The sequence below is a fragment of the Halanaerobiales bacterium genome (genome assembly GCA_035270125.1).
Classification (GTDB): domain Bacteria; phylum Bacillota; class Halanaerobiia; order Halanaerobiales; family DATFIM01; genus DATFIM01.
Genome location: DATFIM010000058.1, coordinates 1 through 14,716, shown reverse-complemented (window position 1 = coordinate 14,716; position 14,716 = coordinate 1). Strand labels below are relative to the sequence as shown.

Genomic DNA, 14,716 nt, shown 5'->3' with positions numbered 1-14,716 from the left:
TCTTGATTCTGAATCTGAAGAAGATATTCTTGAGATATTAACTGGATTAAATAATTCAGGTATTACAATTATAATGGTTACTCATGATAAAAAAGTAGCTCAACATGCTGAAAGAATTGTTTATTTTAGGGACGGGAAAATTATCAGAGAGGAAAATATCAAAAATGTCCAGCAATTTGAATTTGAGTTAGACAAAGCTGGAGGTGGCAGTGGTGAAATTTCTTGAATATATTAGACTTGCTTTGAGTGAAATTTTTCATAATAAAACCAGAACTTTTTTGACTTTGATTGGGATTATAATAGGTATTTCCGCTGTGATTATCATTATTTTTGTAATTCAGGGAGCAGAAACTTATGTAATGTCTGAATTAGAAAGAATTGCACCTGTAGATTTAATGCAGGTTTATAATAGATATGACTCAAAAACTCAGCGATTTTTAGGACAAATGACATTTGAAGATATAGATTATATTGAAGAAAAAGAAAAAAACAATATAAAAGCTATTGCTCCACGTTACAGTGGTGATGGTTCATTACGCTATGATGGTAAAGAAATAGATTTTAATCTTATTACAACAACACCTGCATTTAAAGAAATCTATGATTTAGAAATTGCTGAAGGTCGTTTTATAAATAAACTTGATATAGAAAATTTTAATCAGGTAATTATTTTAGGTCATGAAACAGCTGAAAATATTTTTGGCAATGATAAGGCAATAGGAGAAAAAGTTGTATTAGATGGGACTAGTTTTACTGTTGTTGGGATTCTTCCTAAAGATTATGAATCACCAATATTGCCTGTGTCTATAAATGATAATAGAGGTTTTATTCCAATCACAGTAATGGAAAGAATAACAGGAACTAAAAATAGATTTAGTATTTTGGTTAGAGCTAATGGAAGAGAAAAACTGCCTTATGTAAAAAATAAAGTTATGGAACATTTGAATACACGTCATGGATTGACAGTTGAAGGAAAATCAAAGTTTGCTACTTATAATATGGTTAGTGGACTTGAAATGGTTAATATAATAAAAATAGTCTTACTGATTTTGCTTGGAGGAGTAGCCAGTATTACTTTATTAGTTGCCGGGATAGGTGTAATGAATATAATGTTAGTTATTATTACAGAAAGAACCAGAGAAATAGGTTTAAGAAAAGCACTTGGAGCTAATAAAAAAGATATATTATCACAATTTATAATAGAATCAATTATTTTATGTTTTGTGGGAGGTATTTTAGGAATATTTTTAGGACATATAGCTAGTGATTTTATTGGGCAAATTGCAAAAAATTATATTCAATTAAATGCAACTGTACCTTTATGGGCTTCACTTGTGTCACTTATTTTCACATCTTTTGTTGGTTTGTTTTTCGGTATATATCCTGCTTTAAAAGCAGCTAGATTAAATCCAATAGAGGCTCTGCATTACGAGTAGGAAGGGGGATTTCATGAATATTTTAGATAGGTTAAAAATGGCTATAACCGGTGTTACAAGTAATAAATTCAGATCATTTTTAACATTATTAGGGATTATAATTGGGGTTGGAGCGGTAATTTTAATGGTTTCTTTGGGATCAGGAACAAGAGCAGTTGTAAGTGGGCAATTTAGTGAGATGCAAACAAGACAGATTTATTTAAGTAGCAATTATAATTTGCCTTATTCGTTAAGAGCAAATCTTAATTTGGAAGATGAAGAATATTTAAAGAATTCTTCAGCAGATATCAAAACAGTTACACCATCTTATCGAAATTTTATTGAGATTGAATATAAATCCAGTGAAACCGATAGAATACAGATAGGTGGAGTTAGAGAAAATATAAATGATCTAACTAATATGGATATAAAATATGGAAGAAAATTAAAAAAAGATGATATAACTTCTAAAAAAAGAGTTGGATTAATTGGTGAGAGTGTTATAGAAAAAATTGATAGTAATTTAAATGCAAAAGAATTTGTAGGTGAAGAAATTAAAATTGATGGACATTCTGTTTTAATTATTGGGGTTTTAAAAAAATCAAATTCAACTATAGGATTTGGAAATGATGTTGTCTTTATACCCACTACAACCTTTAGAGATTTTTGGAGATATAGAGGAAGAAATGTTGATTTTTTCTTAATAGAATATGATCAAAATTCAACAGAAAAAAATATTATTTCTCAACTTAATTATTTGTTGGATCGAAAATATGGAACTGCTAATGGAGAAAGCCGTTTTAGTATTGAGGGTTTACAGGGAACAGTTGATATAGCAAATCAAGTATTCACTGTTTTAACCTATGTATTAGGAGGCATTGCAGCAATCTCTCTATTTGTAGGTGGAATAGGGGTCATGAATATTATGTTAGTTTCAATAAAAGAGAGAACAAAAGAGATTGGTTTAAGAATGGCCATTGGAGCTACTGCAGCGGATATAAGACAGCAGTTTCTTTTTGAAGCAATCATATTAACTATAAGTGGAGGAATTATTGGAATTTTGATAGGAAGTGGACTTTCTTTAATAGCTAATATTGTAATCAAAAACTTTTTTGAATGGTGGCAGGGAGTAATTCCTATCTGGATTATATTAATTTCTTTTGGGGTTACTGTAAGTATTGGACTATTATTTGGATTTTACCCGGCCTATAAAGCATCAAAACTTGATCCTATAAAAGCTTTAAGATATGAATAATCAAATATAAGAATATGGAGGAAAAAATATGTCTAAAAAAATATTAATTTTTATAACCTTAATATTTTTCTTGAGTTCTTTTAATAATTTTGCAGATAGTTCTGAAATAGAAAAAATTAATCTGGAAAAAACATTTAGATTAATGGAGAAAAATGATATTGATTTTAAAATAAGAAAAATTAAATTAGATAATCTGATTTTAGAAACAAAAGAAAAGAAAATTAATAATTCACTTATTAATTCAAAAACTAAAGAAAAGGAAATAAATTTAAATTTTAAAATAAGAAAAAATAATTATTTGAATGAAAAAAATCAAAGATTAATTTTTATTGCTGAAAAATATTTTAAAATACTTGAACTTAAAACCGAAAAGAATATAAAAGAGAGAGAAATTTTTTATGAAAGAAATTTATTAGAAACTATCAAAGCTGAAGAAAAAAAAGGATATAAAAATAAAATTGATGTATTTAATCAGGAAAATAACTTAAATAATAGCATTATTGATAGTGAAAATGTAAAAAGTGATTATAATCAGGAATTAAAGGAATTTAAATATATATTAGGAATAGCAGATGATAAAAATATTGAATTAAATACTGAAATTAACTATAAAATTAAAGAAAACTTAAATAAAATTGACTATGATGAAATTATTAATAAAAAAGTGGAAATTAAGTTAATGACTGAAGAAATTGAAATATTGAAAAATGAAATTAAGATGGCAGAGGTAAAAGAGATTGCTCAATTAAAAATCAATAAATTGGAAAATAATTTGGAGATAAAAAAACTGGAAAAAGAAAAGTTCACTATGGATTCAGTTGATAATTTAAGAAGACAGCATTATTTTTATAAAAAAGCAGTTAATAACTTAAAAATGAGGGAAAACAATCTAAAAGCTTTAGAAGAAAACCATTTTATATTAAGTGAACAATATAAAAAAGGAATGATCAAAAAGATTGATTTATTAAATTCTGAATTAAATTTATTAAAAGAACAGGCTAATTATAAGAGGTCAGTTTATAATTATCAACTTAATTTACTAAAATTAAAAAATCTGTTAGGAGAAAATTTGGGAGCTGGTTTTGATGTTTAATAAAGATAACAAATATTTTAGTATTGTATTTTTTATTTTGTTTATGTTTACAATTAGTAGTACTATTTATGCAGTTGAAGAAATTAATTTAACTAAAGCCTTTGAAATTGCTGAAAATAATAATATTGAAATAACTGAGGCCAGAAGAAGTTATGAAAAAAGCAAAAATGAAATTAAGAAATTAAATAAAAATATGGATTGGAAATTCACCTTAAATAATAATTTTGCCTACAGTAAAGCAAATGAATATGAAGGATTTAAAGAAAATTTAAGTTTGTCATTAAATAAAAGTTATTATTCCGGTATATTATTTTCGTCAAATCTGGATATTATAGAAAAGGAACCTTTTGAATTTAATAACTTAGAAGATAAATTATCCTATAATCTAAATATTTCTTTACCACTTTATCCTAAAACAGCAACTGAACATGAAAAAAAGCTCACTCTTTTAGAAGATAATTTTGAAATGGCAAAACTGAGATTAAATAATCTAATAAATGAAAAAGAAATTAACTGGCTTGCAGATTATTTATCTATCTTAAGATTAAAAGAAAATATTAATTTAATTAAAGAAAAAGAAAAGCTATTTTTAGATAACTTAAATAAGATAAAAAAAGAATATGAACTAGGAGAAATTGGAGATTACAATCTACTAGATGCAAAAATTTCTCTTAATGAAGTAAGAAATAATATGATAAATTTAGAAAATCAACTTAAGCTTAAAGAAAATCATTTTTATAATAATTTGGGTATAAAAGATAAATATAAAATAAAATTTACCAAAGAAGATGAGTTTATTAAAAAAATAAAAGAAAAATATCAAAGTGAATTTTATAATAATGATCTAAAAAGTATTTATCAAAAAATAAAAAATAATAATATTGAGTTATTATCCTTAAATAAAGAAATAAAAAGAAAAAAATCTGATTATGAACTTCAAAAGAAAAAAAGGGGGATAGAAGTAAAAACCAATACTTATTATCAAAATAGCAGCTATTTACAGAATGAAAATTTTGAGATCTCAATTGGTCTATCTTTAGATATTTTTGATAGAGACCTTGCAAATTTAGAGTCAACTGAACTAAAAAGAGAAATTAATTATCTCAAAAATAAAGCTGAATTTATTGAAAAAAACAAAATAACAGAATTTAATTCTATTTTAGATGAAAATGATATATATAAACTTAAACTAGAAAATATGGAAATGAAATTAGAAAAAGATAAACTGGAAGTAAGAGTAAGTAAAAGAAAATATAATGAAAATATAATAAGCAGAACAGAATATTTAGAAATTTTATTTGAATATAAAGAAAGAAAAAATGAAAAAACAAAAATTGAAGATCAATTGTTAATAAATAGATTGAGAATGCTAAATTTAACAGCTAAATATTAAAAATTTGAGGGCTGAGATAAAATTACCGGCCCTTTTATATTTTTCTTGAATTATATTAATATATATTTTACAATATAAAAGCTGATTGATATTATATACATATAGGAGTTGGAATAGTATATGCTTAATATTATTTTAATAGGAACTGCCCTTGGATTTGATGCTTTTGGAGTAGCATTAGGTCTTGGCTGTGGTAATAAACTTTTAAGAAAACAAAAATTAGGGTTAATTTTTTCTTTTGGTTTTTTTCAATTTTTACTAACACTTGGAGGAGCTTTTTTAGGAAATTTCATCAACAATAATTTATTTCAAATATCAAACTTATTAAGTGGAATTATTATATTATTTATTGGTTTATTATTATTAAAAGATGGCTATGAAAATGATGAAGTATGTACATATGTTAATCTTAGTTTATTTTCCTATATAGCACTTGGAGTTAGTGTTAGTATAGATGCTTTAGGTGTTGGTTTTTCAATTTTATATAATCTCAAAGATTTAATTTTAATTGAAAATTCTATAGTTATAGGACTGGTAAGTGTAGTTATGACAACTGTTGCTTTTGGAATCGTTCCTTATATAAAGAAATTAGATATTATGGAAAAATATGCTGATTATATAGGAGGAATAATACTTCTTATTTTTGGATTAAATATGATATTTTAAGTAGAAAAAATAGTTAGCAATAAAGGAGGGATAATTATCAAAAATAAGGAAGTGAAAAATCAGGATAAAAAAGATAGTAAAATTCCTTTTATTATTTCTTCAACTTATTTACTATCCCTTTTATTTATTAGAATTTCTGCTTATATAGCAGGTTCAGCAAATAGTGAAATAGCCCAAATAGTAAAACAGGGTGGAGATCTTAATTTTTATATAGGTAGAAATATCATTTTATTTGGATATCATATTCATCATTTTTATTTTGGAATTTTATTTATTGCTCTGGCAGGCTGGTTTTCAATAACAGGAACTGGTTTTAAGTCAAAAGAAAAATTAGCTGCATTTTATGGGGTTGGGCTTGGACTTTTGATGGATGAAATAGGATTACTTTTAACCTGGGGTGATTATTATTCAAGTCTTACCTATATTTTAAGTATCTTCCTTTTGGGTATTTTTCTTAATATAATATTTTTCCCTTATTTTTGGGAATCAGTTAAAGAAGAGATAGCTGAGGATAAACCCCATCTTTTTATCTGGGATACCCTATTATCACATAAAAGTCTCTTGAAGGTGGTGGATAAAGTGAGTGAAAAAACAGGAAAAACTGAAAAATTTAGTTTAAGTTTTATAGGGATTATATATATTGTTGTTGGAGTTCTTATAATTTTGTACCCAAATTTTGTTTATTACTGGGTTTCCGGGGTTTTTATACTACAGGGATTGTCCTCTCTAGTTAGAGCCTGGATGCAGGATGGCGATTTTTGACAAATATATAATTTTATGATATAGTTTTAATCGAGCTTGAAAAAGCAACACTTTTAAATAGGAGGAATTTTTAAATGATTTATACTGGTAATGTTAAATGGTTTGACAACAAAAAAGGTTATGGTTTCATTGAACGTGAAGATGGAGAAGACGTATTCGTACATTTTTCAGCAATTGAAGAAGAAGGTTTCAAAAGTCTAGAAGACGGTCAAGAAGTAGAATTCGAAATCGTTGAAGGCGATCGTGGACCACAAGCTGAAAATGTTACTAAATTATAAAAAACTGTACTAGAAACAGGTTATTTTCCCCACCTACTCAAGAAGTAGGTGGGGTTTTTTTGTATGTATTAATGATAGAATATTATAAATTTTTTAATAAAAGAAGGAATTACTACTTTTTTGATTAATTTAATATATAGATAGGTAATTTTATTTGACTTGAGGAGGGATATTTTTGAATAAAAAAGAGTTAGAAATTATCAAAAAGGCGATTATTAATGAAAATGAAGGTTATCAATTTTACAAAATGGCAGCCTCCCAGAGTGATAGTGAGGGAGAAGAAGATTCCTTTATGAAATTGGCTAATGAAGAGCTGGAACATATTAAATATCTAAAAGAGCTTTATGAAAAAATGAAAGGTGAAAATGATAAGGAATTGAGTATTTTTGATATAACACCTCCCGATTCTCCTCAAATATTCAGCTGGGAAAATGTTTCCAAAGAAAAAGGTGATATGGCTTTATCAGTCTTTAGTATTGGTATAAAAATGGAAAAAGAATCTATAGATTTTTATAAAGAAGCTGCAGAAAAAACAGAGAATGAAGAGGCAAAAGAATTGTATGAAATTTTAGTTGATTGGGAATATCAACATTTAAGAGATTTTGAGACTCAATATGATATGCTAAAAGAAGATTGGTGGAATGAACAGGGATTTGCACCATTTTAAAATCAATTTAGAATGCCGGCAGTTTATTCTGTCGGCATAATTTTTATATAATAAAAAATACTAGAGGTGATATACTTGGATTATAATATATTAATTGGTGGTGAAGCAGGTCAGGGTTTAAAAACAACTGCTTATCTATTAGGAAAAACTATTTTTAGAAATAAATATCATATCTTTACTACAAAAGATTATATGTCCAGGGTTAGAGGTGGACATAATTTTATTAAAATAAGATTTTCTGATGAAGAAGTAAAAGGTCCAAAAGATGATCTGGACCTAATAATGGCTTTAAATGAGGAAACAATTGAAAATCATCTAGGAGATCTTAAAAATGAAGGGATTTTATTAGCAGAGAGGGAAGTAGAAGATATAAAAAATTCAGTTTTAGTTAGGGCAAAAGAAATTGCCAAAGAGATTAATTCTAAAGGTGTGAACTCAGTATTTATTGGGGCTTTTTTGCAAACTATTGGTTTTGATTTAATAGAAGCTAAAAAAGTTATTGATGAATATTTTGCTGGAGATAAAAATAAAGTAGAAGATAATCTTTTATTATTAGAAAAAGGATATAAAAGTTGTGAAAGAATAGAAAATATGGAAATGAATGAATTTGATGAAAGTGAAGAAAGACTTTATCTTGATGGTAATCAGGCTGTAGGTCTTGGAGCAGCATCAGCTGGAGTTTCTTTTTATGCTGCTTATCCGATGTCACCATCTACCGGGATTTTGAATTATCTTGCCACTCATCAAAAAAGATTGTCAATAGCAGTTGAGCAGGCGGAAGATGAATTGGGGGCGATTAATATGGCCCTGGGGGCTGCTTATGGTGGTGGTCGAGCTATGGTTGGTACTTCAGGTGGAGGATTTGCTTTGATGAATGAAGGACTTGGAATGTCAGGAGTAGGTGAAATTCCTCTGGTGATAGCTGAAGTGCAGAGACCTGGACCGGCAACCGGGTTACCTACTCGTACTTCTCAGGGTGATCTTAATTTTGTCATTAATTCATCTCAGGGTGAATTTCCAATGATGGTTATTGCTCCTAAAGATCAGGAAGATGCATTTTATCAAACTTTTCGTGCTCATAATCTGGCAGAAAAATATCAAATACCGGTTATTATACTTTCAGATCAATTTTTAGCTGATTCCAGTAGTGATATTAAAAAAATAAATTTAGATAAACTGGAAGTGAAGAGAAATCTATATTTTAATAGTGAAGAAAATGAAGATGAATATAAGAGATATAAATTAACAGCTGATGGTATTTCTCCAAGAGCTTATCCAGGTAGTTTAGAAAATGATACAATTCTTGTTGATAGTCATGAACATAATGAATATGGAAGGGTAACTGAGGATATAGAACTTCGTAATGAGATGATTAATAAAAGGGAGAATAAATTAAATAAGTTAATAGATGAAGATTTAAAAGAAGCTGAGTATTATGGTGAAAAAGATATTGATTATCTTTTAATTGGCTGGGGTTCTACTTATGGTCCTATTTTAGAAGCAACTAATAAGTTAATAAATAATGGCATTAAAGTCGGTTTTCTTTCTTTTAATGATATCTGGCCTTTACCCAAAACTAAGCTTAAAAATTGGGCAGAAAAAGATGTTAAGAAAATAGTCATTGAAAACAATGCAAAAAGTCAATTTTCAAGATTGATCGGTAGCGAATTACAGATTAAAATTAAAAATAAAATTTTAAAATATAGTGGTCGCCCATTTAGTGGAGATGAAATATATGAAAGAATAATGGATGAGGTGGTTAATGATGTTTAAAGAGAGAGAAATTACTAGCTGGTGTCCAGGTTGTGGGAATTTTCCTCTTCGTAAAACTTTAAAAGAAAGTTTTAATAAAATGAATTTGTCTTATAAAGATGTAGTTATGTTTACAGGAATTGGTCAGGCGGCTAAAATGCCTCATTTTTTGAAAATTAATGGATATAATGGCCTTCATGGTAGAGCTATACCTCCAGCTGTTGGGATGAGAATAGTAAATCCAGAGATAAAAGTTATTGTTGAATCTGGAGATGGTTGTAGTTATGGTGAAGGTGGTAATCATTTTCTTCATAATATGCGAAGGAATTTAGATATTGTCCATCTTGCTCATAATAATCAAATTTATGGTTTAACAAAAGGTCAGGCTTCTCCAACGAGTGGTACAGATATGAGGACTGATGTGCAGCCTGAAGGAGTAACTGCTCAACCCCTTAATCCTTTGCGAATTGCTTTATCTTCAGGAGCCACTTTTGTAGCCAGGTCATTTGTGGGAGATCGTGAACATCTTGCTAAAATGATAGAAAAGGCTTTTAAACATAGAGGCTATGCTTTAGTGGATGTTTTACAACCCTGTGTATCTTTTAATAAAATTAATACTTATAAATGGTATAGTGAGAGAGTAAAAAAATTAGATAATCATGATAAAAATGATATTGAGGCTGCTTTTAGTAAAGCAGGTATCTGGGGAGATGAGATTCCTATTGGAGTATTTTATGAAGATGAAAGAGAAATATTTAGAGATCATTTTCCCTGGCTTGATAATGATGAAATAATAAGTAATAGAGAGATTGACCCTTCTAATATGGAGGATTTATTAACAGAATTTCAATAATGTTAGGAGCTAATTTTATGAGAAAAAATACAATTTTGTTTTTAGTGATTATAATTGTTTTTTTGGGCAGCGGCCAATTTGGGGTTAAAGCTATTGATAATAATTTGAAAAAAAACTATAATGAAGTAGAGCTCAATTTTTTTCGAGGGAAAACTTCTTTAGCTGATTTAGAAGCAAAGTTAAATAATTTAATTGGTGAATTAAATAATATGGATGATAATTATGAAAAATTTTATTATAGAGGGGAAAGCAATTTTATACTGGGAGAAATTGCAGATATTCAAGATAAAAAAGAAGAGGCAATTAATTACTATGAATCAGCCCAAAAATCAGCTGAAAAAGCAATGGAATATGAAGAAAAAAGTGATATTTATAATTTAGCAGGAAAAAGTTATATTCGTCTTTTAAATAATAAAGGTGCTTTTTTTGCAATAAGTAATGGGCAAAGAACATTTGATTTGATTAATAAAGCAATAGAATTAGATAAAGAAAATTATAATGCCTATAATTCTCTTGGAATTATATATCTTCAGGCTCCTAAAATAGGTGGAGGAGATATTAATAAAAGTGAAGAGGCATTCAATAAGGCTTTAAATAGTGACCAAAAAATAGATAACTTTATTTCATATTATTATTTGGCCAAACTTTATGAGAAAAAAGAAGATGAAAATATAGTAGAAAATTATATAAAAAAAGCTAAAGATATATTTCCCGATAGCTATTATTTTAGAAAATAATTAATGAAATAAATAATTAAGCAGGAAAATAAGCATTTATGCAAAAATAATTATATAGATACTAATATTTAATACAAGAATGCAGGAGGGCAAGCTATGGAGAAAGAATATAGTTATCATAAAATCTTTTTACTTAAAAAAATAGCTAAGATTATCTTAGTTCTTATTGCTGGAATATTATTTGATATATTAATGGCAAGAGATATTTTATTACAAACTATATTAGTCTGGGCTGTTTATATTTCAGTTGCAATTTTATTTATTATTGACACTTTGCCGACAATTATGAGTTTTTTCAAAATTAAGTATGAGAAGATAATTTTAGAAAATCTTAAGATGTATTTTGTAATCGAAAAAGAAGAAAAAGAAGTTATGGTAGAACGTTTTAATATAAAAAGTATAAGTTTTGATGCTTTTTTAAGTAAAGAATTTGAGATACCTGCCTCAAAAAAGGTTGAAGAAATTGATGATTCTCTGTATAATTTACCAGGTAGAAAATTAATAATTGAAACAAATAATAATGAAGAATATTTTGTTTATCTTGAATTTTTGGATGATGAATTTTTAGATGAATTTATCAATTGGTATCAGGGAAATCAGGTTTTTTAAAATTTTTATTCTTTACTTTAATTAAAAAAAATGGTATACTTAAAAAAATTAAATAATAAAAAACTAACGGGGAAGGGTGAAATTCCTAACCGGTGGTAAAGTCCACGAATCAGATTTTTCATCTGATTGATTTGGTTAAATTCCAAAACCGACAGTATAGTCTGGAAGAGAGTTAGTTTAAAATATAAGTGAAGTTTAATCTTAACTTTTATTTTATAATGAATTTAAACCCTTCCCCTGCTGGAAGGGTTTTTTGCTGTATAAAGGGGTGTTTTGTTGAAATGGAATTTAGTAAAAAAGATAAATTTTATATGCAAAAAGCATTAAGACTTGCTAAAAAAGGTGAAGGATTTACCAGTCCCAATCCACTGGTAGGGGCTGTAGTGGTTAAAGATGGTGAAATAGTTGGAGAGGGTTATCATCAGTATTATGGTGGTCCTCATGCAGAGGTATATGCTCTTGATGAAGCTGGAAAAATGGCCCGGGGGAGTACTATTTATGTGACTTTAGAACCCTGCAGTCATCATGGTAAAACACCACCATGTTCTTTGAAAATAATTAACTCAGGAGTAAAAAGAGTTGTGGCAGCTATGCAGGATCCCAATCCTGAAGTCGCCGGTAGAGGTTTTAAAATGATGAAAGATAAAGGGATTGAAGTTGAAGTTGGATTACTTGAAAAAGAGGCCAAAAAACTCAATGAAATATTTTTAAAATATATTACATCTGACAATCCTTTTATAATTTTAAAATCTGCCCAGACTATAGATGGTTATCTGGCTACATCTACTGGAAATTCTAAATGGGTTACAGGAGAAAAAGCAAGATTATATGGCCATCAGCTTCGTCATAAAGTTGATGGGATTTTAGTAGGCATAAATACTGTTTTAAGCGATGATCCCAGCTTAACTGCTAGACCTGAAAATATTGTGGGAAAAGATCCATTGAGAATTATACTTGATTCAAAATTAAAAACTCCTAAGGATGCAAAGATTATAATTCAGAATTCTGAGGCTAAAACACTTATTGTTCATGGTGATCAGGTAAATGCTGCTAAAAAGAAATTTTATGAGAAAAAAGAAAATGTTGAGTTATTATCTCTAAAAATTAATGAAAATGGAAATATTCCTTTAAAAAGATTATTAAAAAAATTACATAAAAGAAAAATAAGTAGTATTTTAATAGAAGGAGGGGGAAAAGTAAATCATTCTTTTTTAAAAGAAAAGCTAGTTGATAAATTTTATAATTTCATAGCTCCAAAATATTTTGGTGGTAATGATGGAATAACTGTTTTTGATGGTGATGGCCCTCTTAAGATGGAGGATGCTATTAAAATAAAAGATTATGAGATGGAAAAGGTAGGTAAAGATTTTCTAATAAAAGGTTACCGTAAAAAAGAAGGTGATATTTAATGTTTACCGGGATTGTAATGGAAACTGGAGAATTAAAAAGAAAGATTTCCAGTTCAAATAAATATCAACTACAGATTTCTGCAAATAAGGTACTGGAAGGTATAAAAAATGGTGATAGTATTGCCGTTAATGGTGTTTGTTTGACTGTTGTAAAAAATACTGCAAGTAGTTTTACTGCTGATGTAATGCCAGGAACTCTTAATGCCACTAATTTAAGTAATTTACAAAGAGGAGATCCTGTTAATCTTGAGCAGGCTGTGAAAGCTGATAGTTTTATGGGAGGACATATTGTTACCGGTCATATTGATGGAACTGGTAAGGTTTTAAATATTAAAAAAGAGGATAATGCTAAATTAGTGGAATTAGCTATAGATGATAACTTAATGCAGTATATGGTGGAAAAGGGTTCAGTAAGTTTAAATGGGGTAAGTCTTACTATTTATAAATTGAAAGAGGAATCTTTAATAGTATCATTAATACCAGAAACAGTTAGTGAAACTAATTTAAAAGATGTAAAAGTAGGATCAGTTTTAAATATTGAAGCTGATATAATAGGTAAATATGTAAATAAAATGCTGGGTAAAATGGGAATGACAGATAAAAAAGATGATAATAAAAATTCTGGTCTTGATAAAGAATTTTTAAAAGAAAATGGATTTCTATAAAAGAGGTGATAAATTTGGATAATATTGAAGAAGCAATTAAAGATATAAAAGAAGGTAAAATGGTTATTGTTGTTGATGATGAAGATAGAGAAAATGAAGGCGATTTATTGATGGCAGCAGAAAAAGCTACTACTGAAGATGTAAATTTTATGATTAAAGAGGCCAGAGGTCTGGTTTGTGTTCCTTTAACAAAAGATAGAATAGATGAGCTTGACCTGCCCCAGATGGTAAAAGAAAATACTGATTCTCATAATACAGCTTTTACAGTTTCAGTTGATCATAAAGATACAACAACAGGAATTTCTGCTGAAGAAAGAGCTTTAACTATTAATAAGCTGGTTGATGAAGATAGTAGATCATCAGATTTTAAAAGACCTGGTCATATTTTTCCGCTTGAAGCTAAAGATGGTGGAGTTCTCAGAAGAGCAGGTCATACAGAAGCTTCAGTTGATCTTGCTAAATTAGCTGGATTAAAAGAAGCAGGTTTGATTTGTGAGATTATTAAAGAAGATGGTAAAATGGCCCGTCTGCCTGAACTTAAAGAATTTGCTAAAAAACATAATTTGAAATTAATAAGTATTGCTGATTTGATAAAATATCGCAAGAAAAAGGATAATCTGGTTAATCAGGAAGCTAAAGCTGAACTTCCAACTAAATTTGGTAAATTTCATATAAAAGTTTTTAGTACAGAATTAGATGACAAAGAACATGTAGCAATAATAAAAGGAGATGTAGAGGGTAAAGAAGATGTATTAGTAAGAGTTCATTCTGAATGTCTTACAGGAGATATTTTTGGTTCGCTTCGCTGTGATTGTGGTGAACAGCTTGCTAAAGCTCTACAGCTTATAGATGATGAAGGTGAAGGAGTTTTAGTTTACATGCGCCAGGAAGGAAGAGGGATTGGACTTACTAATAAAATAAAGGCATATTCACTTCAGGATGAAGGTTATGATACAGTTGAGGCTAATCGTCAATTAGGTTTTGACGCTGATTTAAGAGATTATGGGATTGGAGCCCAGATTCTTTCTGAGTTAGGCTTAAGTTCTATAAGACTTCTTACTAATAATCCTCGCAAAATTGTAGGTCTGGAAGGATATGGCTTAGAAATTACTGAAAGAGTTCCTTTGGAAATAGATCCTAATGAGAAAAATGAGTTTTATTT

Annotated in this window: 16 protein-coding genes and 1 riboswitch; all 16 genes read left to right on the top strand. The window is 28.3% G+C overall.

The annotated features are described in order from the left end of the window. Window positions 1-226: hypothetical protein (locus tag VJ881_03180; protein HKL75047.1), on the top strand; the 226-nt coding region annotated here is incomplete at its 5' end. Further along, on the top strand, window positions 213-1,436 hold the full coding sequence (locus VJ881_03175) for an ABC transporter permease (protein HKL75046.1): 1,224 nt from the start codon (window positions 213-215) through the stop codon (window positions 1,434-1,436). The genes VJ881_03180 and VJ881_03175, both read left to right, overlap by 14 nt. A 13-nt stretch (window positions 1,437-1,449) precedes the next feature. Next, complete coding sequence (locus tag VJ881_03170; GenBank protein HKL75045.1) at window positions 1,450-2,670, top strand: ABC transporter permease; 1,221 nt, start codon at window positions 1,450-1,452, stop codon at window positions 2,668-2,670. A gap of 28 nt (window positions 2,671-2,698) precedes the next feature. Then, on the top strand, window positions 2,699-3,763 hold the full coding sequence (locus VJ881_03165) for a TolC family protein (protein ID HKL75044.1): 1,065 nt from the start codon (window positions 2,699-2,701) through the stop codon (window positions 3,761-3,763). After that, window positions 3,756-5,156, top strand: coding sequence for a TolC family protein (locus tag VJ881_03160; GenBank protein HKL75043.1), 1,401 nt, complete (start codon window positions 3,756-3,758; stop codon window positions 5,154-5,156). The genes VJ881_03165 and VJ881_03160 overlap by 8 nt, the downstream gene beginning before the upstream one ends. A gap of 120 nt (window positions 5,157-5,276) precedes the next feature. Next, entirely contained in the window at window positions 5,277-5,822 is a 546-nt protein-coding gene (locus VJ881_03155) for a manganese efflux pump (GenBank protein ID HKL75042.1), read from the top strand. Window positions 5,823-5,873: 51 nt separating this feature from the next. After that, entirely contained in the window at window positions 5,874-6,584 is a 711-nt protein-coding gene (locus VJ881_03150) for a hypothetical protein (protein ID HKL75041.1), read from the top strand. 77 nt (window positions 6,585-6,661) lie between these two features. Then, window positions 6,662-6,862: a cold-shock protein gene (locus VJ881_03145; protein ID HKL75040.1), complete on the top strand. Its 201-nt coding sequence runs from the start codon at window positions 6,662-6,664 to the stop codon at window positions 6,860-6,862. A 175-nt stretch (window positions 6,863-7,037) separates the two neighbouring features. After that, window positions 7,038-7,529 (top strand): ferritin family protein, encoded by a 492-nt coding sequence (locus tag VJ881_03140; protein HKL75039.1) that lies wholly within the window; start codon window positions 7,038-7,040, stop codon window positions 7,527-7,529. 75 nt (window positions 7,530-7,604) lie between these two features. Continuing rightward, window positions 7,605-9,302 (top strand): 2-oxoacid:acceptor oxidoreductase subunit alpha, encoded by a 1,698-nt coding sequence (locus tag VJ881_03135; protein HKL75038.1) that lies wholly within the window; start codon window positions 7,605-7,607, stop codon window positions 9,300-9,302. Further along, window positions 9,295-10,134 (top strand): thiamine pyrophosphate-dependent enzyme, encoded by an 840-nt coding sequence (locus VJ881_03130; protein ID HKL75037.1) that lies wholly within the window; start codon window positions 9,295-9,297, stop codon window positions 10,132-10,134. Before VJ881_03135 ends, VJ881_03130 begins: the two co-directional genes overlap by 8 nt. A gap of 17 nt (window positions 10,135-10,151) precedes the next feature. After that, window positions 10,152-10,871: a TRAP transporter TatT component family protein gene (locus tag VJ881_03125; protein HKL75036.1), complete on the top strand. Its 720-nt coding sequence runs from the start codon at window positions 10,152-10,154 to the stop codon at window positions 10,869-10,871. Window positions 10,872-10,967: 96 nt separating this feature from the next. Further along, window positions 10,968-11,480 (top strand): hypothetical protein, encoded by a 513-nt coding sequence (locus VJ881_03120; GenBank protein HKL75035.1) that lies wholly within the window; start codon window positions 10,968-10,970, stop codon window positions 11,478-11,480. Between the two features lie 58 nt (window positions 11,481-11,538). Beyond that, a riboswitch (FMN riboswitch) is annotated at window positions 11,539-11,661 on the top strand. Window positions 11,662-11,761: 100 nt separating this feature from the next. Beyond that, on the top strand, window positions 11,762-12,889 hold the full coding sequence (gene ribD, locus VJ881_03115) for a bifunctional diaminohydroxyphosphoribosylaminopyrimidine deaminase/5-amino-6-(5-phosphoribosylamino)uracil reductase RibD (protein ID HKL75034.1): 1,128 nt from the start codon (window positions 11,762-11,764) through the stop codon (window positions 12,887-12,889). Beyond that, window positions 12,889-13,554, top strand: a complete 666-nt coding sequence (locus tag VJ881_03110) for a riboflavin synthase (GenBank protein HKL75033.1) — start codon at window positions 12,889-12,891, stop codon at window positions 13,552-13,554. The genes ribD and VJ881_03110 overlap by 1 nt, the downstream gene beginning before the upstream one ends. 14 nt (window positions 13,555-13,568) lie before the next feature. After that, window positions 13,569-14,716: bifunctional 3,4-dihydroxy-2-butanone-4-phosphate synthase/GTP cyclohydrolase II (locus VJ881_03105; protein ID HKL75032.1), on the top strand; the 1,148-nt coding region annotated here is incomplete at its 3' end.

Excerpts from the sequence above, each read along its gene's own strand:
- VJ881_03170 (HKL75045.1), top strand. The coding sequence starts at position 1,450 with ATGAATATTTTAGATAGGTTAAAAATGGCTATAACCGGTGTTACAAGT.
- VJ881_03120 (HKL75035.1), top strand. The coding sequence starts at position 10,968 with ATGGAGAAAGAATATAGTTATCATAAAATCTTTTTACTTAAAAAAATA.
- VJ881_03110 (HKL75033.1), top strand. The coding sequence starts at position 12,889 with ATGTTTACCGGGATTGTAATGGAAACTGGAGAATTAAAAAGAAAGATT.
- ribD (HKL75034.1), top strand. The coding sequence starts at position 11,762 with ATGGAATTTAGTAAAAAAGATAAATTTTATATGCAAAAAGCATTAAGA.
- VJ881_03130 (HKL75037.1), top strand. The coding sequence starts at position 9,295 with ATGTTTAAAGAGAGAGAAATTACTAGCTGGTGTCCAGGTTGTGGGAAT.
- VJ881_03125 (HKL75036.1), top strand. The coding sequence starts at position 10,152 with ATGAGAAAAAATACAATTTTGTTTTTAGTGATTATAATTGTTTTTTTG.
- VJ881_03165 (HKL75044.1), top strand. The coding sequence starts at position 2,699 with ATGTCTAAAAAAATATTAATTTTTATAACCTTAATATTTTTCTTGAGT.
- VJ881_03155 (HKL75042.1), top strand. The coding sequence starts at position 5,277 with ATGCTTAATATTATTTTAATAGGAACTGCCCTTGGATTTGATGCTTTT.
- VJ881_03160 (HKL75043.1), top strand. The coding sequence starts at position 3,756 with ATGTTTAATAAAGATAACAAATATTTTAGTATTGTATTTTTTATTTTG.